Source organism: Pseudoalteromonas sp. NFXS39, assembly GCF_040148775.1.
Lineage (GTDB): Bacteria > Pseudomonadota > Gammaproteobacteria > Enterobacterales > Alteromonadaceae > Pseudoalteromonas > Pseudoalteromonas apostichopi.
Map to the genome: position 1 here is coordinate 778,358 of NZ_JAGDEC010000001.1, position 24,716 is coordinate 803,073.

21 protein-coding genes are annotated in these 24,716 nt (G+C 40.1%); 13 read left to right on the plus strand and 8 right to left on the minus strand.

Features of this window, described 5'->3' with window-relative positions; genetic code table 11:
* Positions 1 to 149: 149 nt before the first annotated feature.
* Together J3455_RS03285 and J3455_RS03290 are read left to right on the plus strand one after the other, a co-directional pair.
* Positions 150 to 1,145, plus strand: a complete 996-nt coding sequence (locus J3455_RS03285) for a hypothetical protein (RefSeq protein WP_349561058.1) — start codon at positions 150 to 152, stop codon at positions 1,143 to 1,145.
* Positions 1,135 to 1,368, plus strand: coding sequence for a helix-hairpin-helix domain-containing protein (locus tag J3455_RS03290; RefSeq protein WP_349561060.1), 234 nt, complete (start codon positions 1,135 to 1,137; stop codon positions 1,366 to 1,368). The genes J3455_RS03285 and J3455_RS03290 overlap by 11 nt, the downstream gene beginning before the upstream one ends.
* Here the strand turns inward: J3455_RS03290 and J3455_RS03295 are convergent.
* Positions 1,365 to 2,207, minus strand: coding sequence for an SMP-30/gluconolactonase/LRE family protein (locus tag J3455_RS03295; protein WP_286260785.1), 843 nt, complete (start codon positions 2,205 to 2,207; stop codon positions 1,365 to 1,367). The two genes, J3455_RS03290 and J3455_RS03295, sit on opposite strands and share 4 nt — an antisense overlap.
* An 11-nt stretch (positions 2,208 to 2,218) precedes the next feature.
* Positions 2,219 to 2,626: a hypothetical protein gene (locus J3455_RS03300; RefSeq protein WP_130052915.1), complete on the minus strand. Its 408-nt coding sequence runs from the start codon at positions 2,624 to 2,626 to the stop codon at positions 2,219 to 2,221.
* Between the two features lie 185 nt (positions 2,627 to 2,811).
* On the opposite strand from J3455_RS03300, the gene curA reads away from it, so the two are divergent.
* The 5 genes from curA (at position 2,812) to J3455_RS03325 (ending at position 6,328) form a co-directional block, all read left to right on the plus strand.
* On the plus strand, positions 2,812 to 3,843 hold the full coding sequence (curA, locus tag J3455_RS03305) for an NADPH-dependent curcumin/dihydrocurcumin reductase (RefSeq protein ID WP_256854052.1): 1,032 nt from the start codon (positions 2,812 to 2,814) through the stop codon (positions 3,841 to 3,843).
* A gap of 51 nt (positions 3,844 to 3,894) precedes the next feature.
* Complete coding sequence (locus J3455_RS03310) at positions 3,895 to 4,512, plus strand: glutathione S-transferase family protein (protein WP_130052917.1); 618 nt, start codon at positions 3,895 to 3,897, stop codon at positions 4,510 to 4,512.
* Positions 4,513 to 4,577: 65 nt separating this feature from the next.
* The gene (locus J3455_RS03315) at positions 4,578 to 5,081 is read left to right on the plus strand and encodes a GNAT family N-acetyltransferase (protein ID WP_130052918.1); all 504 of its coding nucleotides are present in this window, start codon (positions 4,578 to 4,580) and stop codon (positions 5,079 to 5,081) included.
* Between the two features lie 9 nt (positions 5,082 to 5,090).
* Positions 5,091 to 5,507, plus strand: coding sequence for a hypothetical protein (locus tag J3455_RS03320; RefSeq protein ID WP_130052919.1), 417 nt, complete (start codon positions 5,091 to 5,093; stop codon positions 5,505 to 5,507).
* Positions 5,508 to 5,632: 125 nt separating this feature from the next.
* Entirely contained in the window at positions 5,633 to 6,328 is a 696-nt protein-coding gene (locus tag J3455_RS03325) for a class I SAM-dependent methyltransferase (protein ID WP_349561064.1), read from the plus strand.
* 1 nt (position 6,329) lies between these two features.
* Here the strand turns inward: J3455_RS03325 and J3455_RS03330 are convergent, their stop codons facing one another.
* From J3455_RS03330 to J3455_RS03340, 3 genes are all read right to left on the minus strand, one after another.
* Positions 6,330 to 7,199 (minus strand): diguanylate cyclase, encoded by an 870-nt coding sequence (locus J3455_RS03330; protein WP_349561065.1) that lies wholly within the window; start codon positions 7,197 to 7,199, stop codon positions 6,330 to 6,332.
* A gap of 129 nt (positions 7,200 to 7,328) precedes the next feature.
* On the minus strand, positions 7,329 to 7,997 hold the full coding sequence (locus J3455_RS03335; protein WP_130052922.1) for a response regulator: 669 nt from the start codon (positions 7,995 to 7,997) through the stop codon (positions 7,329 to 7,331).
* Positions 7,990 to 9,294, minus strand: coding sequence for a DUF4118 domain-containing protein (locus J3455_RS03340; RefSeq protein ID WP_239977214.1), 1,305 nt, complete (start codon positions 9,292 to 9,294; stop codon positions 7,990 to 7,992). The genes J3455_RS03335 and J3455_RS03340 overlap by 8 nt, the downstream gene beginning before the upstream one ends.
* A gap of 182 nt (positions 9,295 to 9,476) precedes the next feature.
* Here J3455_RS03340 and J3455_RS03345 point away from each other — a divergent pair, with 182 nt between their 5' ends.
* Complete coding sequence (locus J3455_RS03345) at positions 9,477 to 10,931, plus strand: TrkH family potassium uptake protein (protein WP_349561067.1); 1,455 nt, start codon at positions 9,477 to 9,479, stop codon at positions 10,929 to 10,931.
* Between the two features lie 263 nt (positions 10,932 to 11,194).
* On the opposite strand, the gene J3455_RS03350 is transcribed toward J3455_RS03345, so the two are convergent.
* The gene (locus J3455_RS03350) at positions 11,195 to 13,129 is read right to left on the minus strand and encodes a RecQ family ATP-dependent DNA helicase (RefSeq protein ID WP_349561069.1); all 1,935 of its coding nucleotides are present in this window, start codon (positions 13,127 to 13,129) and stop codon (positions 11,195 to 11,197) included.
* Positions 13,130 to 13,387: 258 nt separating this feature from the next.
* Between J3455_RS03350 and J3455_RS03355 the strand changes: the two genes are divergently transcribed.
* The 3 genes from J3455_RS03355 to J3455_RS03365 all read left to right on the plus strand — a co-directional run bounded on the left by J3455_RS03355 (position 13,388) and on the right by J3455_RS03365 (position 17,601).
* Positions 13,388 to 14,692: an NAD(P)/FAD-dependent oxidoreductase gene (locus J3455_RS03355; RefSeq protein ID WP_349561070.1), complete on the plus strand. Its 1,305-nt coding sequence runs from the start codon at positions 13,388 to 13,390 to the stop codon at positions 14,690 to 14,692.
* Between the two features lie 120 nt (positions 14,693 to 14,812).
* Positions 14,813 to 16,942, plus strand: coding sequence for a hypothetical protein (locus J3455_RS03360; RefSeq protein ID WP_349561071.1), 2,130 nt, complete (start codon positions 14,813 to 14,815; stop codon positions 16,940 to 16,942).
* A gap of 89 nt (positions 16,943 to 17,031) precedes the next feature.
* On the plus strand, positions 17,032 to 17,601 hold the full coding sequence (locus tag J3455_RS03365; RefSeq protein ID WP_130052927.1) for a manganese efflux pump MntP: 570 nt from the start codon (positions 17,032 to 17,034) through the stop codon (positions 17,599 to 17,601).
* Here the strand turns inward: J3455_RS03365 and J3455_RS03370 are convergent.
* Both J3455_RS03370 and J3455_RS03375 read right to left on the minus strand, forming a co-directional pair.
* Positions 17,598 to 19,679: a sensor domain-containing protein gene (locus J3455_RS03370; RefSeq protein WP_349561072.1), complete on the minus strand. Its 2,082-nt coding sequence runs from the start codon at positions 19,677 to 19,679 to the stop codon at positions 17,598 to 17,600. The genes J3455_RS03365 and J3455_RS03370 overlap by 4 nt on opposite strands.
* Before the next feature lie 66 nt (positions 19,680 to 19,745).
* Positions 19,746 to 20,045, minus strand: coding sequence for a response regulator (locus J3455_RS03375; RefSeq protein WP_349561073.1), 300 nt, complete (start codon positions 20,043 to 20,045; stop codon positions 19,746 to 19,748).
* Between the two features lie 145 nt (positions 20,046 to 20,190).
* Between J3455_RS03375 and J3455_RS03380 the strand changes: the two genes are divergently transcribed.
* Together J3455_RS03380 and J3455_RS03385 are read left to right on the plus strand one after the other, a co-directional pair.
* Positions 20,191 to 21,141: a GGDEF domain-containing response regulator gene (locus tag J3455_RS03380; protein ID WP_349561074.1), complete on the plus strand. Its 951-nt coding sequence runs from the start codon at positions 20,191 to 20,193 to the stop codon at positions 21,139 to 21,141.
* 52 nt (positions 21,142 to 21,193) lie between these two features.
* The gene (locus J3455_RS03385) at positions 21,194 to 24,715 is read left to right on the plus strand and encodes an ATP-binding protein (protein WP_349561076.1); all 3,522 of its coding nucleotides are present in this window, start codon (positions 21,194 to 21,196) and stop codon (positions 24,713 to 24,715) included.
* Position 24,716 lies beyond the last annotated feature (1 nt).

Below are 24,716 nucleotides of genomic sequence, written 5' to 3' on the forward strand. Positions count from 1 at the left end.
CTGTTTTAGCTACACAGGATTGATCCCCTCAAGCGCACCCTGCCCGGTGCGCTTTTTTATTTCAAGTAATAACTACTTTAAGAATAAAAAGGGACAACGAACAAATTGTTGTTTAAGATATGAGCGATAGAAGCTACAAGGAAGATGCTATGCTCAAATCAATAAAGTCAAAAATTCCATTTATTTTTCTAATTAGTATTAGTCTTTTTTGGGGCATTTATTACCAAGGAAATCATCCACTGAATGACTTTGGGAATGCAAACTTTGAATGGTTATACCTACTAGATGCACTGATAGTATTACCTGTACTTTGCTTAATATTAATTAAAAATAAGAAAGAAGCGGCTTTAAAAGCAGTGGTATTGTGCTCACTCGCTATTTTAATCGGGAGTTACATCATTCCCGAACAAAACAAGTTTTTAATGAATTACTTAGAGCATGCTCGTTATGGGCTTTTAGCTTTGATTGTAATTTTAGAGCTCAGCGCTCTCATAACTGTGTATCTGGCAATAAAGTCCGCTTTAAGCCAGCAGACCGATCCAGATATAGCTATAGCAAGGCCAATTAACAAGCTTTTCAAACAAAACGCAATTGCAAACTTTTTATGTTTCGAAACACGGATGTGGGCTTTCTTATTTTACGCTAAACACATTAAACCAAGCTATTTCACTGGTGAACAACATTTTAGTTACCATAAAAAAGATGGATCACAAGCTAACTTACTTGGCTTTATTTTTATAATCTTATTAGAGTTGCCAATGATGCACTTCTTTTTGCACTTTATATGGTCACCATCAGCAGCAAACATTATCACTGGTTTAACTATTTTTAGCCTTTTATTCTTTACTGCAGAGTACCGTTCGGTTGCAAGGCGTCCTGTTTCTATTAGTAAATCGCAACTCATTATTCGCTATGGGCTATATCCTGCATACAATATTGCTTTAGCAAATATCAAAACTATTGATTTAAATACCGGTTTCATTGCACGCGCTCGAACAATCAAACGCTATAGTTACTCTGGCTATCCAAATATTAAAATCACACTTAAAGAGCCCCAGAATGATATCGACACTGTTTTTCTAGGATTAGATAACCCTCATCATTTTATAGACTCCACTAACAAGGAACAAAAACATGCCATTTAACGAGCAAGAACGCAGCGCGCTTTTAGCACTTAAAGGTGTGGGGCCTACGGTTCTAAAACGTTTTGAAGAAATGGGCATTGAATCATTTGAGGAGTTAGCTGGGTTTAATGCAAACACCATTGCTGAGCGAGTAGCATCAATGCTACATTCAAGTTGTTGGCAGAATAGCCCGCAAGCAAAGGCGGCAATCACCGCCGCTATTGCGCGAGCAAAGCAAGGCTAAAGCTCAATCACTTCTATTGCACCACGTTTTTGCATGGTGACATACACTCTGCTTTGCATATCGTCGAAGGCCAAATTAGTTGGATGCTGACCCTTTAACTTATAGCTATTTAACACCTTGCCGCTAGGCGAGACTTCAAGCACCTTTCCAGCACCATAACGAGTAATAAACACATGTCCTTGATTATTAACACGCATACCGTCCAAGCCATGATCAGCAAACTTAATCAAAACTTTTTTATTACTTATGTTTAGGTTCTCATCCAAGTCATATTGCCAAACAACTCGCTGCACACTCTCATTCACATAAAGCTTAGTATTTTCCTTGTTAACAGCAATTCCATTGGTGGTACCCATGTTTTCCTCAAGCAATTTAGTGCTGCCATCAGCATTAATACGCCACAATTGACCCGTTTCGTTCACCCAGTTAGGGTCACTTGCAAACAGCACCCCAGTTTTAGTGATAGCAATGTCATTGGGTTGATTCATGTTGCTATTATGAGCGAAAACTTCTGCTTTATTGCTGCCTGCAGGTACTTTTAAAATATTGTGGTTAACATAATCGGCAATAAACAAATTACCGTGTGAGTCAAACTGTAGGCCATTGCCAATGCTATCATTTGGCAAACGAACAAATAACGAAGTTTTGCCCATGTTGTCTACGCGGCCAATAGTTCCTTGCTGAGCATAGTTCACCGCATATAAGGCACCGTTATGCATAGTCGGTCCTTCAACGCCTTGCGTGAAAACATTATCTTTAACAAAATCTTGGCTATCAACAGCAAAGGTTAAAGGTGAGCTTAATAGTAATGTAATAGCCAGTGGCTTAAGTAATTTCATGGGCCATCCTTTTACTCATTTAAACTCGTGTAAACCGCTAAAATCGGGTATTCGTTTTCACCAAAAGATAAGGTCAATGAGCGTTTTTCGCCATCATCTAACTTAATACCTTCATCAAAACTCAGAGGGTGTACACGACGCCCATCAGCAAACAACGCCATAATATGGTCGGCCTGCAAAATACGCGAGCCTGATGCTTTATTTTCAATAGTCACAACAGCTAAACGGCGACCACTTTCACTGCTCATTAATACACTATGGACAATGCTAAATTGGCTCTGTTTAGGATAACGCTTGGCATCATTCTCAAATGAAAAAGCACTGCCAGAGAGCATCACTGGATCCACTGACAACACATCAGTATTTGCTTGAGTACTGGTTGCAAAAAGCGCTGAAAAAAATAGTAAAGTACGCTTCATATCAATCCTTTAATGAGCTTCAACTAAATTTAGCATACACCGTTCCTAATTCCCGTGCAAAACTGATTATTGCAGCTGAGGGATTGTCATTATTTATATAGTTACAATTTCATTGTTGAATTTTGTTCCTTTGTCCTCACAACATTAGTAAACCTCTTTTTTACACCTGGCAGTAGGAGCCAAGTATGTCTGATGTTCAAAATCGTCAATTTATTCTAGCCTCCCGCCCAAATGGGCAAGCAAACGAAAGTAATATTCACTTAAAAACAACCTCCATTCCAGCCCCTGAAAAGGGTGAGGTTCTGTTAAGGACCATATATTTATCTCTTGACCCTTATATGAGGGGTCGAATGAGTGACGCAAAATCTTACGCCGACCCTGTAAAAATTGGCGATGTGATGGTTGGGGCAACCGTATGTCAGGTAGAACAATCAGCTCACCCCGATTTCAATGAAGGTGAGTGGGTGCTCGCTTATACAGGTTGGCAAGAATATGCAATTAGTAACACTGAAGGTCTAATGAAACTTGGTGAGGCCCCCAGTAACCCATCATATGCACTTGGCATTTTAGGAATGCCAGGTTTTACGGCTTACATGGGGCTGCTTGATATTGGCGAGCCAAAAGCTGGAGAAACTGTCGTTGTCGCGGCAGCAACAGGACCAGTAGGTGCAACCGTTGGACAAATAGCAAAAATCAAAGGCTGCAAAGTTGTTGGTGTTGCAGGTGGTAAGGAAAAGTGTCGACACGCCGTTGAGAACTTAGGTTTTGACTACTGCATTGATCATAAAGCCAATGATTTTAGTGAACAGTTAAGCAAAGCATGTGATAACGGCATTGATGTTTACTATGAAAATGTGGGTGGTCATGTATTCGATGCTGTTTTACCGCTGTTAAATACTAAAGCACGAATCCCTCTTTGCGGCTTGGTATCACAGTATAACGCAACTGAGTTACCTCCAGGTCCAGACCGTTTATCAATGTTAATGGGGCAAATACTAACTAAGCGTATTAAAGTACAGGGCTTTATTGTTTTTGATGATTACGGCCACCGCTACGCAGAGTTTGCCAAAGACATGCAAGCATGGCTTAGTGAAGGAAAGATCAAATATAAAGAACACATGGAGCCAGATTTTACAAATACTTTAAATGCCTTCAACGCGATGTTAAATGGTGAAAATTTCGGCAAAACAGTTGTTCAAGTGCAGCAACCTTTATAACTTTATTAAATACTTAGCGCTGCAGAGCAGCGCAACTTAAAAGGATTACTTATGATAAAACTTCACCACTTAAATAAATCACGTTCAAAACGTATTATTTGGCTACTAGAAGAGCTAGGTGTCGATTACGATATTGTTGCTTATCAACGTAACCCAGAGACATTCCTTGCACCTGATGAACTAAAAGAGATTCACCCGCTAGGTAAAGCGCCGGTGCTTGAAGATGGCAAAAAGATAATTACCGAATCAGGGGCTATTACTGATTATCTAATTACTACTTATGGTGAAGGTAAATATATGCCAGCCCCAAAGTCTGATGAGTATTTTAGTTATCAGCAATGGCTTCACTTTGCAGAAAGTTCAGCTATGGTGCCTTTATTACTAAAACTGTTTATCACTAAAGATGGTTGTAAAACTAACTTTATAGCTGATTATGCTGACCATGAAATTGGCAAAATTTTGAGCTATGTAAATCAGCAATTAAAAGGCAAGCAATACCTTGTTGGTGAGACGTTGACTGGCGCTGACTTTATGATGTCTTTTGTTATTGAAAAAGTCGCCGAATCTGGCGTGCTAACACACTTCCCAGAATTATCGCGTTATCTAGAACAGCTCAAAACACATGAAAGCTATCATACAGCCAATGAGTTAGAAGAAAAATACGGATGATAATAGACAAAGGTACGTTATAGTGCCTTTGCACCTTTCGCTTTAATAGCATTACAAGGATAGTTGTGATCACGCTACGAAATTTTATAGAGTCAGATACCGAGCAGCTTATCGCTATACTTAACGATAAAGATGTAACTCAATATCTATCAACTAAAATCCCTTCTCCATATACTGAAGAGGATGCCTTATGGTGGATAAATGAAGGTAGCCAAGGTGAACTCGTTAAAGCGATTATATTTAACAACACACTTATTGGCTGTGTGAGCGTATTAGCCGGCGAGTTTGAGTTCAATCGCTCAGGTGAGTTAGGTTACTGGCTGGCAAAAAAGTATTGGCAACAAGGGATTACTACAAAAGCAACATCTATACTACTTGATACTGTTTTTACTAAAACCAATATCACCAGAGTGTTTGCCTATGTGTGCGAAGATAACCTCGCTTCAATGAAGTTATTGCAAAAGCTAGGGTTCGAGCAAGATGCCATTTTAAAAAATGCGATGTTCAAGCATGAGCAATTCTTTAATGCGCATCTCTTTTCATTATTAAAGCCTAATAATCAAAACTAAAGGATGAGCATGAGTAAAGCACTAAAAATACTTTGGCATGTTGGTGCTGCTATTTTTTGGGGGTTTAGCACTCTAGCGTTACTTATTTGGGGTATTTCATCTATCACACCAAACTGGTGTGGTGAAGAGCAATATGAGGTGTTCTTATCACCAGATAAAGATAAACAAGCCGTGGTATCAGTCATAAACTGTGGTGCTACAACAAACTATGAAACACTGATATCTATCAGTCGCGTAGCGCAACCAAGCGACCAAACTATCTTGCTATCACTAGACGGGCACCCAAGTAACAACAGCTACAAAGTTACCTGGACATCGAATAACGACATTAAACTTACTGATTTTGAATTTTCAAAGCTATTATCGTTTCATAGTCGAAACACTGTTGGCGATATAGCTCAGTCTCACATTCAACCTAAAAATTAAGTGAATTGGTATGCTTTAAATCACCATTTCACTTGAATTTCTCATTAAGAAACTTTTAAAGTTACCTAAAACAAAGTAAGCTAACCACTTCTGTAACACTAAAAGTTACCTATTGGTTTTTTACTATGCAACAACACGAAGTCACCGCCTTATTTGATCAACAAGCAGCTAATTACGATTCACAGTGGCAAAACATGGCACCTATTAGCCAAGCCTTGTATTTTATGATGTCGCCTTTATTCTGCAAACTGCCAAGCAATGCGCATATTCTCTGCGTTGGAGCAGGTACCGGAAATGAAATTTTGCATTTAGCACAGGCATTCCCAGCATTTCGCTTCACCGCTGTCGAACCCTCGACTGAGATGCTCAAAGTATGCAAACACAACTTAACGCAAGCAGGGCTAGCACAACGATGCCAGTTTCATAATGGTTATCTAAGTTCACTCAAAAACTTAATACCCTTTGATGCAGCAACAGCCGTATTAGTGTCGCAGTTTATTGTTGATGAGCCAAAACGGGTGGCATTTTTTGCTGATATACATAAACGTTTAAAAACTGTTGGGTTACTGATCAGTGCAGACTTAAGCGCCAATCAAAGTGCCGAAACTTACCCAGAGCAGCTTAGTCACTGGTTAAGTGTTATGTCATCAGCCGCAGTCAGCCCTAAACAAATTGAAAAAGTAAAACAGGCTTATGAGAATGACGTTGCGCTAAGAGAAACTCAAGTCATTGAAAAAATTATCGCCGCGTCGGGCTTTACGAGCGTTTATCCTTTTTATCAAGCAGGCTTAATAAAAGCATTCACCGGTGTCAAAGGTTAATTTAAACCGTACAAACTCGATTGCGGCCTGACTTTTTAGCCTGATACATGGCTTGGTCAGCCCTTTCGATTGCAGTTTCGATATCATCATTGGCATTTATTAGCGCGACACCAAATGAGCCAGTTACATTAATGTGTTTATCATTGCCAATTTCGATTTTTAAAGTTGCAACGGCTGCTCGCAGTCGCTCAGAAAAGGACTTGGCACCTTCAAGCTCTGTGTGTGGTAAGCATACTAAAAACTCTTCGCCGCCATAGCGATACAATTGATCGTACTCTCTTAAGTGGGATTTAATGCATTTAACAAGCGCTATTAACACTTTATCACCCGCGCCATGGCCAAACTCATCATTCACACGCTTAAAGTGATCAAGGTCGATCATTATTAGCGCACAGCTCAAAGATTTACGTTTACAAAGTTCCTGCTCTTTTTGTAGGTTTTCAACTAAGTTTGCTCGGTTTGTAGCACCGGTTAAAGGGTCGCGGGTGTGTAACAGTTCATAAAGCTCATCATTGATAGCTTCAAAATAATCTCGCAAACTATCTAAATCAGTATGAAATTGGTCCAATAAATTCACAGGAATAGCTGAATTAGACTCTTTTAACGATGATAGGACTTTGGCTCCTTGATGCATTTTTTGATGCGCTGAAGCGATTTCTGAAAAATAAGGATGAAGGTTTAGGGTCTGCTCAGGAAGTTTATTGAACCATTGCCCAAAGCGACAAAGATTATGAGCATTATCGCTTAAGTCTTGATCATCTGGGGGTATATCTGCAATTAAGCTCCTTAATAAGTTTCTATACCAAGATTGATGCCATTCAATGGCTTGCTCGATTTCTCCGATAACGTCTTCGAGCTGTGTATTAGACAATGAACTGATTCCTTGCCCAGTATTTTGATACATAACCAATGAATAGACTTCCACTTTATTATTGTTATTTCCTAAAACATTACCTAAGTAGAGTTACAAACTCAACTTAAAGGGATGTAAAGAGATAATTTATTCAACTAAGCGGTAACCTACAGCAGGCTCGGTTAAAATATGTTTAGGGCTCGCTGCATTTTTTTCTAGCTTTTGTCTTAACTGACCAATATGTACACGTACATATTCAGGGCGATTAATATACTGCTCTCCCCACACCTCAGATAAAATGGCGTTATGCGTTAACACCTTGTCTTTTTGCTGAAAAAATAACAGCAAAATAGCGTATTCTTTTTTAGTTAATTTTACTTCTTCATCGCCTTTGCGGACCACATGCTTATGTGGGTCTATATGAATATCACCACACTTAAGGGTCAGGCTTGGTGTTATTTGCGTGCGTAGAAGTACCCGTATCCTAGCTAACAGTTCGTTTGCACTAAATGGTTTGGTCAGATAATCATTAGCGCCGTTATCAAGGGCGGTGACTTTTTCTGTTTCGCCGTCACGTGCAGAAAGTACTAGCACAGGTAGCAAACTCCACAGCCTAAATTCCACCAGCCAATCTTGCCCATCCATATCGAGCAAGCCTAAATCAAGCAATACTAAATCAAACTGCTGCTGGCTTAAAAGCGAAAACGCATCAAGCCCTTTGGCACATACACTAACCTCATAATTACTAGCTTTTAACAATGTTTTTAAAAAACTTTGCAGAGGTGGTGAATCCTCTAAAACCAAAATGTTAGCCACGGCGGTTACTCCAAATTAATATAGCTGTTGCCTGCTTTGTTTGCTCATTGAGGGTTAATTCAAAACATCCTTGGTGACATTTAGCAACCACATCGCAGATCACACTACCTAAGCCAACCCCTTCATCTTGACTCGTCTCATACTTATTATCAAAAGAATTGGTTAACACAATTTGGTACTCATTTTCCGTTTCAATAAATTGTATGCTTGCCGAACCATCACCGTAGCGAGCAGCGTTCTCGAGCATATTAGCCAAGGCAATTTCTAGTAAGGTTTCATCCCCAAAACAGATGCTTTGTTGCTGAGCCTCGATGCGAAGTTTAAAGTTTTCTAGTTGTTGCTGACGGCGTGATTTAGCTTCGCTAATTAAGGTCAAAATGGGCAGTTTTTGCCATTTTATATTCTCAGCTAACTTATTAACTTTACTGAGCTCCATTACTTTATCAAAGTGCTGGTTAAGAATTTTACTTTGCTCATAAATATTAGCTGCTTGCTCTTTGATAACCTCTGAGCTTAGTTGAATATCATCATCAGCCAACATGCTCGATGCCCCCATTATGGTCGCTAATGGCGTTCGTAAGTCGTGAGATAAACTACGCAATAAGGTGTTTTTTGACCTTTCTAGCTCCGCCTGTACTTTAATCGCCGCAGATTGTTCACGAAGTAAGGTTTTTTCCTGAACCTGATACAATAAAGAGCACGCCGTATTTGCCAAAGCGTGTTGCTCAGCATTGAGTGCTTTAGCAAACGCGATACCGCCAAATTCCGCTTGATGTTCATTTAAATAAATAAACTGCTTAGATGCTATTAACTGCCAATCACACGCAACCCCTAAATGCGCAGCCATGGTTTTTAAAAACAGCTGCTTTTGTTCCTCAAGGCTGTCGAGCTCATTGAGTTTTTTAGCTAATTCATACAGCAAGCGACTATTACTTGCATGGGCTTGCACATCGCGAACCTTGGTATTGAGCTCCCCTGCAAGGTGGCTTATCACTAAACCCACAATCAACATCACCAAAAAGGTAACCACATATTCAATATTTTCGATATGAAAAGTAAAATACGGCACCACATAAAACCAGTCCGTGCAGGCAACACTTACTAAGGTGGTAAGTGCTGCAACACGGCGATTACTTTGAACCGCAACCCATGTCACCCACAACAGCTGTAGCATGACAATATCGGTGGTTGTAAACAGTTCTCGAAACGGAAATATCGCGAGCACCACCACAAGTGGCATTAACACACTTAAAAATGCGGCTTTTAAATACTGTATTTTGAATACTGACTGCATCATTTTTTCACTTATTTTTTGTCCCTATTAGATTAAAGGGTTTTCAATTTTGTCACTATAAAGTTTTTATAAAGTTTTTTTATCTCGGCATAAAATCTTTATAAAGCTTTCACTCTCTCTAAAGACATCAGCTCCTACTTGAATAACATGCTGGTTTAATAGCCGTTCATTAAATCAGTAAACATATGATCAATTGGAAAATCACATTTCGATTACTCGCTTTCCCTATTTTGTGGATGAGCATAGTGCAGTTGATATTTGCAGCTTTATCGGCATTTTTATTTAAAGATAATGTATCTGTGTCATTCCTATTACCTGCGTCAATAATGCTTTTTACAGCAAGTGTCATACTGTTAAAAACCCAGCATGTTGATTCATCACTTGCCAACTTTAGGGATGCACTGATTTATGCGACAGCCACCTGGTTGATTGCTGGCTTTTTAGGAGCAATTCCAATCATTTTAGTCACCAAAGTGACCTTTACAGACGGCATCTTTGAGTCGATAAGCGCATTAACAACCACCGGCGCTACAATACTGTCTGGCTTGGATGATTTACCTCGTACATTTTTATTATACCGCCAGTTTTTACAATGGATGGGAGGGCTCGGCATTGTAATTTTCGTTGTGGCTATTCTGCCTATGCTTAATATAGGTGGGATGAAACTCTTAAAAGCCGAAACACCTGGGCCAATTAAAGATGAAAAGCTATCTCCTCGTATTGCAAACACGGCGCATTACCTATGGAGTGTATACTTAAGCATAACCGTGTTATGTACTGTCTCTTACTATTTTGCAGGCATGACCTTTTACGATGCAATCGCTCATGCGCTAACAACCGTTTCAACGGGAGGATTCTCAACCCACGATGCCAGTATGTGGTTTTACAAAAGTCATTTAATTTTATGGATCGCCAACTTATTTATGATTGCAGGAGCTATTAATTTTGCCCTGCACTTTAGAGTCGTCCACAAACGAGCGCTCGGTAGTTACTATGCTGATGAAGAAACTCGTTATTTTATATTCATCATTACTGCCCTTTCAGCGTTGTCGGGCGTTATTTTATACAGTCACGATACCTACTCCTCTATTTTTGAGTCATTAAGTTTTTCAGCCTTTCATATCGTGTCGTTTATAACCAGCACAGGGTTTGGTGCTGCAAATTTTACTGAATGGCCAGAAGCTGTCGGATTTTTACTTATCATCACCGGCTACTTAGGTGGATGCGCGGGCTCAACAGCTGGCGGAAATAAAATCATCAGAAACATTCTTGTGGTTAAAATGCTCAACTATAACTTTAAACAACTTCTTCACCCCCGCGCTATATTCACCATTAAGTACCAAGGCAGCCCTGTAAAAGATGACGTACTTCATGCCGTTATGGCATTTATGACTTTTGCTGCAGGATCAAGCATGCTGTTTACATTATTGCTGATGTTTACTGGGCTGGATTTTTGGAGTGCATTTTCTGCAGTTGCAGCATGTGTCAATGTTCTCGGACCGGGGTTTGGTGAAGTAGGCGCTAACTTTGCGCCAGTTTCAGACACAGGAACATGGATATTAACCGGCGCGATGCTTGTCGGTCGTTTGGAATACTTTACTGTTTTTGCTCTTTTTACGCGTACCTTTTGGAGGAAGTAAAAACACAACTGTAATATGTCTTTATAAGCCTTTTGAGCATATAAATGCATCTTACTTATGATCTTCTTTGTTCACAGGACTGATTGATAAACAAACCACCAATCCTGTATCTATTGCTAAAATGAAGCTTTTTTAAACTTTGCTATCTTCTAAGAAACACTTGGTGAACAATGTTTCAAAGACCCTCTCTGACGAATTTAAAACAGTACACATAAACATAATTGCACAACCCAAGGAAGATGTGCTGACAATTTAAAACCCTGCTACAACTGCTGTAGCAGGGCTTTAATGTCACTGTATCGCTGCTGTTCGCAAAGGCCAAAACCTGATAGCTGTCTAACTTTGTTACGAGTAAATAAAGGCACGCTCATGCCCGCTAAAAATCGGCACTGAGTATCGATGCTGACATCACTAATCCCTTTAGCAGCTAAGTGCTGTTTAAGCTCAGCAACTTTACTGCCAATCACATTTTGCTCAGGCATTTCATGCACTAGTGAGTAACTAAGTTTTACCTGCTGGCCTCTACACACTGAACAATGGCCACATTGCTGGGGTGCATTCTGGTCATCAAAATAGCGGGCTAAGTTATAACTTAAGCAGCTTTCTAGCTCAAAAAAGCGTACTAAAGTGGCGATACGTTTAATTTCAGCCTGCTCTTTTTCGATAAAGTATTGGTGAAGTTGCTGCGCTAAATCAGCGTGGTTTATTACCGAGTTATTAACTTCATACACTTGCGTGATACGTTTAGTTTCAAGTGCTATATGGCCTTTTTCTGCTAAATAATCGAGCGCTGCAACCACACGTTTTCTGTCAACTTGAGTAGCGCTTGTTAGCGCATCAAAATTAAGTGTGCCCCAAATTTTCTTAAACTCGGTGTGTTTAAATACATGTTGTAAGAAGGCTTGTCGATCAGCATCAAACTGGCTAAGCAGCTCATTTTTATCCGTTAAAAACTTATATTTAAAATCGGCGTAATAGGCATATAAAGGTGTAATAGCCCCTTGGATTTCTAACTGCACAAGTAAGGTTTTTAACGCCAAAGCACGAATATTACTTTCGCTTGATAAGCTGTACTCTTGCATTTCCCATTGGTTGTTAGTTTGCTCGTTGCGAATGTTATTAATGACATATTCAATACCACTTTGCTCGGGAGTGTCAGCATAAACAAAGTTTTCTACGGTATTTAAGCCATCTAAGTTTGCTAGGGTAAAACAGTTTGATGGCGCACCATCTCGCCCTGCGCGACCAATTTCTTGACTATAGTTTTCAATCGATTTTGGTAGATCATAGTGGATCACAAAACGAATATCTGACTTATCAACGCCCATCCCAAAAGCAATGGTTGCCACGACTATATTGATTTTACCCGCCATAAAATCATCTTGAATTTGCCAGCGTTTATTATCCTCAAGGCCTGCATGATAAGCCACCGCATTAAAGCCCGCTCTAGCCAAACCTTCGGCCACTTGCTCAGCGGTATGTTGTAAGGTGACATAAACAATTCCAGCCCCTTGTTGGCTGGCTATGATACTTGCTAATTGCTGAGATTTTTCTTGGCTTGCAACACTAAGCACTGATAAATCGAGGTTGCTTCGGTAAAAGCCAGTTTGTACTACACATTCTGGGGCAATAGCAAAACGCTCACACATATCACGCTTTACTTTTTTAGTGGCGGTAGCGGTAAGTAGCAGTACCAATGGAATATTAAGCTCTTCACGATAGCGCGGCAGCTTTAAGTAGTCAGGCCTAAAGTTGTGACCCCATTCAGATATACAGTGCGCTTCATCAACCACCAGCATCGAAATAGGCACTTGTTTAATAAATTCACGAAAGCGCTCATTCTTAAAGCGCTCAACTGAGACCATTAAAATTTTCACCTTCCCTGCTCGCACATCACTCATTACCGTATGGCTTTGCTCACTGGTTTGGCTTGAATCAAGGCTTGCCGCATAAATACCTTTGCTATTTAAAAAGCTGATTTGGTCTTTCATCAGCGCCAATAATGGCGAAACCACTAAGGTCAAATTGGGTAGGTGCAATGCGGTTAATTGATAACACAAAGATTTACCTGAGCCAGTCGGAAAAATTGTCAACGACGATTGCTGATTTAATAACTGTTCAATGGTTTGTTGCTGACCTTGGCGAAACTCATTAAAGCCAAAGTATTGATTCAACGAAGTGTGTAGTGGTGTAGTCATCCTGATCCCTCACTGTCATTCCCTTTTCAGGTAATGATAGGTCTCTTACTGCGAATTAGCCATGTTAACTTGTTTAACGCTATCTCCCAAGGCTATTGATATAACTAAGCGCACTATATTGTTCTTAACAGGTACTGACAAAATCAGTAAAAAGGCGCACAATGGGCGCGTTGCCATGGGGTATTGATGGATGGACTTGCAATACCTAAGCGCTTTTTCGCAAGAGTGTTTAGGTATTATACTTTTGAGGGCAACGTAATGATTAACCAACCTCCTAAAATCGTGATAATCGGTGGTGGCGCTGGTGGCTTAGAGCTAGCAACACAATTAGGACACAAACTCGGGAAAAAACGCCAAGCAGAGATACTTTTAATCGATAAAAACCGCAGCCATATTTGGAAGCCGTTACTTCATGAAGTAGCGACGGGGTCGATTGATGCCGATTTAGACGGCGTTGTATACTCAGCTCATGCAGCAAAACACCATTATAACTTTCAACTCGGCAGTTTTTGCCACTTAGATCAAACCAACAAAACCATTACCTTAAGTGAATTAAAAGACGAGCTTGGCCACCGAATTTTACCTGAACGCAAAGTCTGCTACGACTACCTTGTGCTTGCCATTGGCAGTGTTAGTAACGACTTCAATACTCCAGGTGTCAATAAGCATTGCTTCTACCTTGATTCAAATCAACAAGCTGAACGCTTTCAACATGCACTTCTCGATAACTTCACCCGTTTACATCAAGATGACGACCCACAGCACTCTTTAACCATTGCCATAGTGGGTGGTGGTGCAACCGGGGTTGAGCTGTCGGCTGAGCTTTATCATGTGTCAGACATGCTAAAAATGTATGGCCTAAATAAAATGACCGCCAAACGCTTACACATTGATTTAATTGAAGCAGGGCCGCGAATTTTGCCCGCTTTACCCGAGCGCATTGCTAACTCAGCTAAGCGAGAGCTGGTTAAATTAGGGGTAACAGTGCGCGAAGGCACACAAGTAAAAGAAGCCACAGAAAACAGCTTTATCACCAAAAACGATGAACATATCAAAGCCGATATTATGGTTTGGGCTGCGGGTGTAAAAGCCCCTGATTTCATTAAAGACATTGGTATCTTTGAGCTCACTCGCAATAACCAAATTAAAGTAAACCAATACCTGCAAAGTAGTGTTAACGACGACATTTTTGTAATTGGTGATTGCTGTGCATTCACCCAAGAAGATGGTTCACAAGTGCCACCCAGAGCGCAATCGGCCCATCAAATGGCACAATGTGTTGAAAAAAACCTGATTGCAAAACTAAAAGGCCAGCCCCTGAGTGTGTTTAACTACAGTGACCATGGTTCTTTAGTTAACTTGTCACGCTACAGCACAGTAGGTAGTTTAATGGGTAATTTAACCAGTAATAGCTTTTTTATTGAAGGAAAAATAGCGCGATTTATGTATATTTCGCTCTATCGTATGCATCAACGTGCAATCCACGGCAGCGCCAAAACCTTTGCACTGTGGATCAGTGAAAAAGTACTTAGAGTTGTTAGACCAAAAATGAAACTACATTAAGCTACAGCATAAAGCCGGCAAATTAGTTGCTTGTCGGCTATTTGTGCACTTCGTCCCCAAGTCATTGACATCAAACTATAAAGCCATACACTTCACGCAAGATAAATCCATGGATTGAATATGAAAAAAGGTATTTCGCTAACCGTTTTTGCAGGGCTTTGTGTCTTTGGGACCTACCTGACATTAGATAAACCCACTCCCATCGCAGCTATAAGCAATAAAGTCTCAACATCTACTGGTACTGTAGCTGAACAAGAGAAAGCTACTAGCCTCTTTGAACCATCAAGCCAGCCAAATAGTAAAGCAACAAAGCTGGCTAAGCTCAAGCTAGCCAAACGCCAGTGTAAGCAACAAAGTTTAAAAGCCACTCAAGCAGCGGCTGATCATAGCCAAATCGAAGCTGCACTTAAACAAGCTCTAAAAGACGGTCAATCCCTTAAGGATATTTTAAGTTATTCAGAACTTGTCAAAATATCTTACCGTTCATTTGAGACTTTGCTTATTAATGCACTCAAAGAGAATGCTGAAGAACAATTTCAATATGCCGCATCAGTAAGTATCTTAAAAAGCTGGCAAGGGATTGAAATAATTGAGGCTTTTGATACTGATACAATCAACCAACTAACGGTAATTAATGGACCCCTTAGTCAAAATACTGGCTCAATGATGTTTAATGTTCCATTACCTGAGCAAGTAAACAAAACAGCACTGTACAAACTATTGGATAACAATGATGACTTTAATACCTATTTAAAAACACCGTTTAAAATCGGTCCATCACGACTCATTTCGCCATCTGTTTTGTTTCTTGTTAATGCTCATGCGCTTAGCTTAACTGAGTTTGAAAACGCAATATCCAGCAAAGAGTTTACTGTTAACGACATTGCTGTCGCTTTAAAAAGCAACTTACCTAATGAGTATTTAACAGCACTGATCTCTCAAACTGCACAGCTAGGCGGCTCGCCTACAGCAATGAGTGATGACTTTATGGATGAACAACTGTATTTAAACCTTGCTGATGTAGCCGTTAGTGAATTTAATGTACCAATTTTAAAGTTATTAAGTGAGCGAGGTATTGAGCCAACTAATCAGCCAAATGTATTTACGGCGATGGATATTGCCATTGTAAACCTAAAAGGCAGCTCAAATAGCGAAGTGAAGCCACTAGAGAGCAAACACTTAGAAACACTAAGTTATCTAAAAAATAAAGGTTATCGAGCTCACGGCGAGCTTGTGCGCGACACACCAAACGATAAGCTACTGATGCTTAAATCTTCATTTTTACCGAGTAGTCTTTTATTCGTTGGTGACCAAGTTGCTAATGATGCTTTTACTGAGTTAAAAGATATAACGCTAATTCCAAGTAGCCAAGCATTTAAGCGTAAAGATAAAGATAACTCTGCAATATCTAAAGCACTCAGTGCATATGAGCTACATAAACAGCAAGCCAAAAAAATAACTCCTGAGTGTGAAACGATAGATCAGCGGATCAATTCACTTGAGGCAATAAAAACACGTTCTCAGGCACTCAAAGAAATAGAAAAGCTTGAAGTCCAGCAAAGTTCACTGACACCCGACACCCTTCAGGCAATCGACCCTGTACAGGTTCATAATTGGCAATTTTTGCATTCGAATGAATATAAACATCAAACATCGATTCAATATTTAGCCTTTAGGGAAGCGATTATTGAAAAAGACTTTAATACGGTAGCAACTATTACACAAACTGCAAAACTTAGTACCCATCAGACAAATATGTTGCTTGCAGCAACGATAGAAGATAGTCAACAATTGACGTCTATTTGGCAAAACAGAATAGATCCAACGCCACCAGAAACTCTTTATTCATTTACTGATTTACCATTAGCACAATGGCAAACATTGGCTGATAACGGCTTTGATTTTTCATTAAAAGACATGAAAAACAACGATATGTATTTTTATGCAAGTATGCATTCAAATGCAGCAGTTGAGTTTTTAATAAGCCTTGCAGTTGCGCATGATTTTTCTAAACCTGGGCTTGATATCCTTGACCAAGCACTTGAGCAAAGTTACAACACGCAAACCCTCGCTGACTATATGCCAAGTGCATTAAAACTAGTTAGCCAATATGAGCCTAATCACTTTCGTCGTGCTAAGCGACTTAAAGTGTTTACGCCTAATGTCTATAAAGAGCTTATTAAACTTGAGCCAAAGCTTGCCCCTAAGGATGGCACTCAAATGAATCACTACCAGTACAGCGCTTATTAAGCTCCCCTTTACCTATTCGAGCCGTAAATTAACCTATCTGTTTACGGCTCAGCCGCGTATAATACGCACTTTTTGTGGGGCGCAAAAAATTGAATATTATTACGCTAAGCGTTTTATCGCTTGCAATGTCGACTGATGCTTTTGCAGCTTCAATCACTAAAGGCAGTACGCTTAAAAATCCTCGCGTTTTAAGTGCAATCAAGCTTGGTTTATTGTTTGGCTGTATCGAAGCCATTGCACCGATTGTTGGCTGGCTGATTGGCAGTGCCGGTGCTGATTACGTTGAAGCGTTTGATCACTGGATTGCCTTTGTGCTGTTAGTGGGTCTAGGCATTCATATGTTACTTGAAAGTCGTAAAGATGACGATAATGAAGAGGAACTTGCTCCTAATAGTAAGCGCTCTTTTATTGCTACTGTGTTAACCGCCGTTGGTACCAGTATAGATGCGATGACAGTCGGTATCAGCCTTGCTTTCATGAAAGTAAATATTTACTTAGCTGCCGCCATGATAGGCCTAGCAACCACAATTATGGTTACCATAGGCGCACTACTTGGTAACGTAATGAGTGGCTGGGTTGGCAAAAAAGCCGAAGCAATCGGCGGTGTTGCACTTATCTTTATCGGTTGTGGCATCCTTTACAGCCACACCATGGCTTAACCTAATAGCTTATCAAACTCTTCTTTGGGCATGGGCTTATGAAAATAGTACCCCTGCCCAAACTCACAGCCTAAGTCGATTAAACTATTTAAATGCTGTTTTTCTTCAATACCTTCAGCCACTATTTGTAAATTCAAAGTATGCGCTAAGCTGGTGATCGTTCTAACAATGTCCATACTTTGCGTATCATTGAGCATATCTCTCACAAAAGATTGATCTATTTTGAGTACATCGACAGGAAAAAGCTTTAGATAAGACAAACTTGAATAACCCGTACCAAAGTCATCTATAGCAATAGTTAACCCCAAGTCAGCGAGCTTATTAAGCATGACTTTTATTTCATCAAAATCATGCATCAACGCGCTTTCGGTTACTTCAAGCTCTAACAGTTCACTGGCAAGCCCCGCTTGTTCAATGGTGTCAGCAACTAGATTACAAAAATTACCATCGGTAAACTGTTTTGCAGCAATGTTTACGGCAACCTTGATTTTATGCCCTTTATCGGCCCACTCTTTAGCCGCTTTACAGCTTTGCTTAAGCACCGACTTACCCAAGGCATGAATAAGTCCGGTTTCTTCAGCAAGGGGTATAAAATCCAGTGGTGAAATAAGCTTATTGTCGTTATCTCGAAGTCGTACTAAAGCTTCGACCCCCATGATCTTCCGGGTTGCGAGCTCTAGTTTCGGCTGATAAAACACCTCTATTTTATCTTGCTCAATAGCATTTCTTAACAGCTTTTCAACGCTTTGACGCTGCTTAAATTGATACTCTAAGTCATCGGAGTAATAGCAAAAACGGTTACGTCCCTGCTCTTTAGCACGGTACATTGCTGCATCTGCATGAGTCATCATCTCTTCTGCTTGAGTGGAGTCCGCAGGGTTAACACTCACACCCACACTAACCGATAAAGTATACTCTTGGCTATCAATACGAAATGGCTCATTCATGGTGTTAATAATATCGCTGGCAATGGCATCAACTACAGAGGCGCTCTTTACATCGGGTAATAAGATTACAAATTCATCACCACCAATTCTTGCCAATGTCGTATTGAGATCAATTAAAGACTCAAGCCGCTTTGCAACATCTTTTATGATTAAGTCACCTTGGTGATGCCCTAAAGTGTCGTTTAAGTACTTAAAGTGGTCGATATCAATCAGCATTAACGCTACATTCTTATTCATGCTACTTGCAACCTTACAAGCATGAGTGACCCTGTCGTGTAATAACACCCGATTAGGCAAATCTGTTAGCAAGTCATGATTTGCTAAATGACTCATTTTCACAGCCATCGCGATTGATTCACTGACATCATGAAACACAATAATACCGCCGATAATGTTACCCTCAACATCACGTATTGGCGCAGCTGAATCTTCGACCCTATAAACTCGCCCATCAAGCCCAGTTAATTGACTATTTAACGCCATGGCAACTATACGCTGCTCTTTTAAAGCAACAGATATAGGATTGACGAGTGTTTTGTTCGATGTTGCATCAACGAGCTTCATTACCTCTTCAATATGGCGCCCTTTTGCCTCTTCAACGTGCCAACCTGTTAATCGCTCAGCAATGGGGTTCATAAAGTTAATAATTGCATTATTATCCGTAGCAATTACGGCATCACCAATAGAATTAAGCATAACCCGTAAGCGTTCAGATTCATTCGATAACAGTTTTTTTGTATGAGTAATTGAAGTGATGTCCGAAAGAGTTAGAATAACACCTACAACTTCATGCTCTTTTATTCTTAAATTTATTTGCGCTCGAACATATTCAATTCTATTGCGAGGGCTGGGCAACTGAATATTTAAAACTTCTTGCTCTATGCCCTCAGTTAAGCAGCGATGAAAAGCCTCATATAATTCATCGGGTAATACATCTTTGGCGAAACAACCTAACATTTGCTCGCTGCTTTTTGAAAACCAATGGGCGGTTTCATCATTACTAAAGAGGTTTTCCTCTGTATTTGACCAGTAAGATATATACACAGGTACTTGCGCAACGAGTGTCGAAATATCATTTTTTGCAGCCAGTATTTGTGCTTCTTGGTGTTTAAGCTTTAATTGATTTTGCACTCTGAGCCGGCAAATATTTAAATCAACGGGTTTATGAATAAGATCAATTCCGCCGCTTGCAAAACTCTAATATTCAAAAATTTGCTCATTATGAGAGGTGACAAAAATCACATGACTTTGTGCGGTTTTAGGGTTGTTTTTAAGCTTTTGACATACTTCAAAGCCATTCATGCCGGGCATTTCAATGTCGAGCAAAATCACATCGGGCTGAAAGAAAGCGGCTTTCTCAATTGCTTGTGCTCCATTATCGCAACAAACAATCTCACCAAGATCGCTCAGCGACTCCGCCATTATTAATAAACTAGTTGGCTCATCATCAACAACAAGCACTTTGTTGTGTGAATTATTATGATGAGAAAAAAGCATATCCATCGCCCTCAGAATCTATACCTAAAAAAACTCTAGTCCTATCTCACCAGTCTCGCCAAAAAAAATAACTTTTTTTAATTATTAAGTTGTAGAAAACCCCAAAATTCAGTCTATGCTTTATTCATCGCGTGGAGGGAATAGTTTGCAACCGGTAGCTAGTCGCACAGATTTAAAGCTAAATGATTCTGTTATTTTGATTGTTGATGATGAACCAATTAATACAACCGTAATAGAAAGTTTGCTCGCGCCCTTCTATAAAACGCACACCACAGATTGCGGTGAAAACGTGCTGCACCTGTGCGAAACCCTAAAACCTGATTTAATACTGCTTGACGTGATGCTTGGCTCCATGAGCGGTCTAGATGTTTGCAAGCTATTAAAAAAACACTCCCAGTACAACGATATTCCGGTGATTTTTATCACCGCCATTATGGATCAAGATGACCAAAATAGGTGCTGGCAAGCAGGCGCCGTCGATTTTGTCTCAAAACCGGTTTATGGCGTCACTTTACTTAATCGCGTAAAGGCTCATTTAACGCAAAAAAAACAAGCCGATTTACTCAAAAGTCTTTGTGAGCACGACAGCCTAACAGGTTTAAACAATCGACGATTTTTACAAAACACCCTTGATCAAAACATTCGTTTAGCCGTCAGAAACGATAAAGCCCTTTCAGTATTAATGCTCGATATTGATTACTTTAAACAATACAACGACTCTTTTGGTCATCAACAAGGTGACGAATGCCTAAAACGTGTTGCTGATGAAATCAAAAAAAGTGTTAACCGCCCAACCGATACTACTATTCGTTATGGCGGTGAAGAATTTTTATGTGTATTGCCAGACACCGATATTCAAGGGGCACAATTTATTGCTCATAAGCTTTTGGCAAACATTCGTGAACTAAATATTGAACACCCACATGCAACCTCTGGAGTACTCTCTATTAGTATTGGTAGCGCAACATTTCCTGGGCATGAAGCCATCGACACTGACGAGCTAATTCGCTGTGCCGACAAAGCGCTCTATCAAGCCAAGCATCAAGGGAGAAACCGCTGTGTTTGCATACTTGCTGAACCCAGTTTTAGTTTTTAAGCTAAACCAAACCTTACTGTCGACTCACGTTTTCGGTATGGAGGGCTAAACCATGGATTACGAAGTATTACACCAGAAAAAAGCAACAACCTCTGAAGGACGCTTTTTAGTGCCATTAGCGATTGCTTTTATCGGCGCCATTATGTGCTCAGCAATCTTCTTTTTCGAGCTACAACTTCATAAAAATATTAATAACAGTGTTGCTGAACGACTGAGAGAATCAAGCGCTACCGTAGATGTGCAGATAAATGAGAGTATTAATAAATACAAAAACGATTTACAGTTTTTATACTCCACCCCACCCATAGCAGGGCTTGCAAGAGCCGCTGCGAACGATGGCAATGATCCGCTAGATAGCACCACCTCAAAGCAATGGAAAAAACGTTTAGAAACGATATTTGTCGCGTTTTTACAATCCAACGCAGAATTCGAGCAATTACGTATCATCAGTACGCAACAAGCAGGACAAGAACTGATCAGAGTAGACAGAGCTGCCGGTGGCATAGTTGTAAAAGCTGATAATCAGTTACAGGATAAAAGTGGCCGTGACTATTATCAGCAAAGTTCGCAATTGTCACTGGGTGATATGTATTTATCAGCAATAACACTCAACCGTGAATATGGAAAGCTCGACTATCCTTATAAACCTATGCTACGTATTGCCTTACCCATTTTTAATGAAAATATGCAGCGCTATGGGCTGATTATTGCAAACATTAACACCTCTCACCTATTTGCATCTCTTAATGCGATGGTACAAGCACCAAACTCATTGATCCTAACAGACAGCGAAGGCTACTTTTTAGTACACCCAAATGAAGACTTACGCTTTAGCCGCGACTTAGCGCCAAACAAACGTTGGGACTCAGTGTATAAATCTGAACCCGCCTATCTAGAAAATATACTCAGCATTAGCTCTAACCTTGCAAGCGGGCAACAATACGAAGCATTAAGTAAACGCATTCCATTTACTGGAGATTTAGAAACAGGGTTTATAGATGCCCACATTATGCTTCCTCATTCTGAAATAAATGCGATGGAACGCGAACAGAGGATCAGCACTTATGCATTTTTGTTAGGCGTATCTGCTTTTTTGGTGTTTGTACTTGGATTTTTGCATCGAAATTTAAAGCGTAACCGCGAGCTTGCCGAGGCAAGAGCGGTATCTTCAGCCATTATTAGCGGCTCAAAAGATGCCATTATTGCAATAAGTGATATCGGTCTGGTGTCTAGTTGGAATAAAGCAGCCACTGAATTGTTTGGTTTTCAACGTGAACAAGTCTTAGGGGCAGATATAAACAAACTGAATCTATTTCCAAATATTAACATTAAAGAGGTATGTAACGAGGTTAAAAGCCGACGAAAGCAACATGAAATTGAAGTCGACTATCAGCAAAGCAATCAACACACGACTCATTTAGCACTCGCTTTTTCAGCTATCTTTGATGAACATCATCAACACAACGGCACAGCCATCCTCATTCGCGACACTACCGTTGAAAAGCAAGCGAGCGACAAAATTAAGCAAATAAATAACGAACTCGAAATTAAAGTCGCACAAAGAACTGCCCAGCTAGAAAAAGCCAGCCAAGTTAAAAGCGCTTTTATATCAAATATTAGTCATGAGATGCGAACACCACTAAACGGTGTTATTGGCACACTCAATTTAATAAAACGAGAGTCACTAAGTAATCAACAACAGCATTATTTAGAAATGACAGAGGTAAGCGTTAATAGCTTGAACGTACTTATTAACGACATTCTTGATTTATCAAAAATTGAGGCTGGCAAACTCGACTTGGACAAAAAAGCGTTTAACCCTATTAAGTTTTTTGAAAGCTTAAGTGGCAGCATGGCTGTTAAAGCACAAGAGAAAAACCTTGAATTTATTTTAGATATTGCTGATGTTGAGTACAGCTCGATTGTTACAGACCCTCATCGCTACTCACAAGTGATTACCAATTTAATTAATAACGCGATTAAATTTACTAAAACAGGTTTTATAAAATTTACCGCCACAAGCAAACGTCTTAGCGATGATAACGTTGAGCTATGCTGCACAATTCAAGATACTGGAATTGGTATTGCGCCTGAAAACCAAAATAAATTGTTTAGTGCTTTTACCCAAGCCGATAATAGTGTTGCTTCACAATATGGCGGCACTGGACTTGGTTTATCAATATGTAAGCAACTAGCTAGTTTGTTAAATGGACAAATTTCCTTTGAATCAACTGAGGGGAAAGGCAGTACTTTCACATTTACCATTCAGTTAGACAGCCAAAATGTAGAAAAACGCCAACCAAGCAGCCGCTTAAAAGACAGCGTGTTTGCTGTGTCAGTTAAACAACCAGAGCTTGAACGAAGCTTAACAAAACTAATCTCTCATTGCGGTGGACAGCTCACGAATGTTGACCTAGAAAGCTTTGAGGTAAGCGATAACATGCCCTTTGATACGCTAATTTTAGAGCCTGGCAATCCGTTACTCGCAAAACTTGATAGCTTTACTGAAAATACCTATGACCATAGCCTGCCCTTTAAATTAGTGGTGCTTATAAACCCAACCGAACCACCACCGCAAGCTAAATTCTGCACCTTTATGCGCTTATCTAAACCTGTGCTTATCTCTGAGTTTTTACTTAAACTAGCTGATGAACGACTCATACAAGAGCAGCCTGCTCAAGACACAACACCACTTCGTCGCGAGACTGATACGCAAATTCACATAGATGTTGATATTGCTGGAGCTAAAATACTGATCGTTGATGATAACGATATAAATGCTGCAGTTGCCAAAGGCACATTAATGAGCTTGGCACTGCGCTTTGAAATGGCGTCGAATGGTCAGCAAGCCATTGAAATATTGGCCAGTGCACCTGAAGACGACCCATTTAACTGCGTGTTAATGGACTGCCAAATGCCTGTGTTAAATGGCTATGATGCTGCGGCACAAATACGCAAAGGGGCTGGTGGAGAGTACCATAGCGAGATCCCAATTATTGCCATGACAGCCAATGCCATGCTCGGTGAGCGTAAAAAGTGCTTAAATGCAGGTATGAGCGATTACATCACAAAACCTATCAGTGCAGATAAATTGATTACCACTACGGCGAAATGGGTTGCATCAACGTACCCTAAACATCATACAGCGCCAAAAACGATTGCCGTGCCTGAGGTAAATCAGTCGCCCGCTATACTGCAAGAAGAATTAATCGATGAAGAAAAACAGCATTGGAATCGCGAAGCTGCCCTCGGTCGTTTGATGAATAACGAGGTGCTATTAAACAAAGTGAGTAAGATGTTTTTAGAAAGCTCACATAAAAAAATAACGCTGCTAACACAAGCAATCAAAGACAAAGACTACCATGCGATTGCAACCACCAGCCATGCGCTTAAAGGAACCTGCGGCGATGTGGGCGCAGCCAAATTGCACCTGCACTTTACTGAACTAGAGGTACTGGCCGCAAGTAAGGGCAATACGCTAAAAGATATTCAACTTAAGCTACTCGAAATCGAAAAAGACTACGAGATTTTGTTAGAAATTTTACAAAAGCATACCGTAGCCAGGGTCGGCTAAT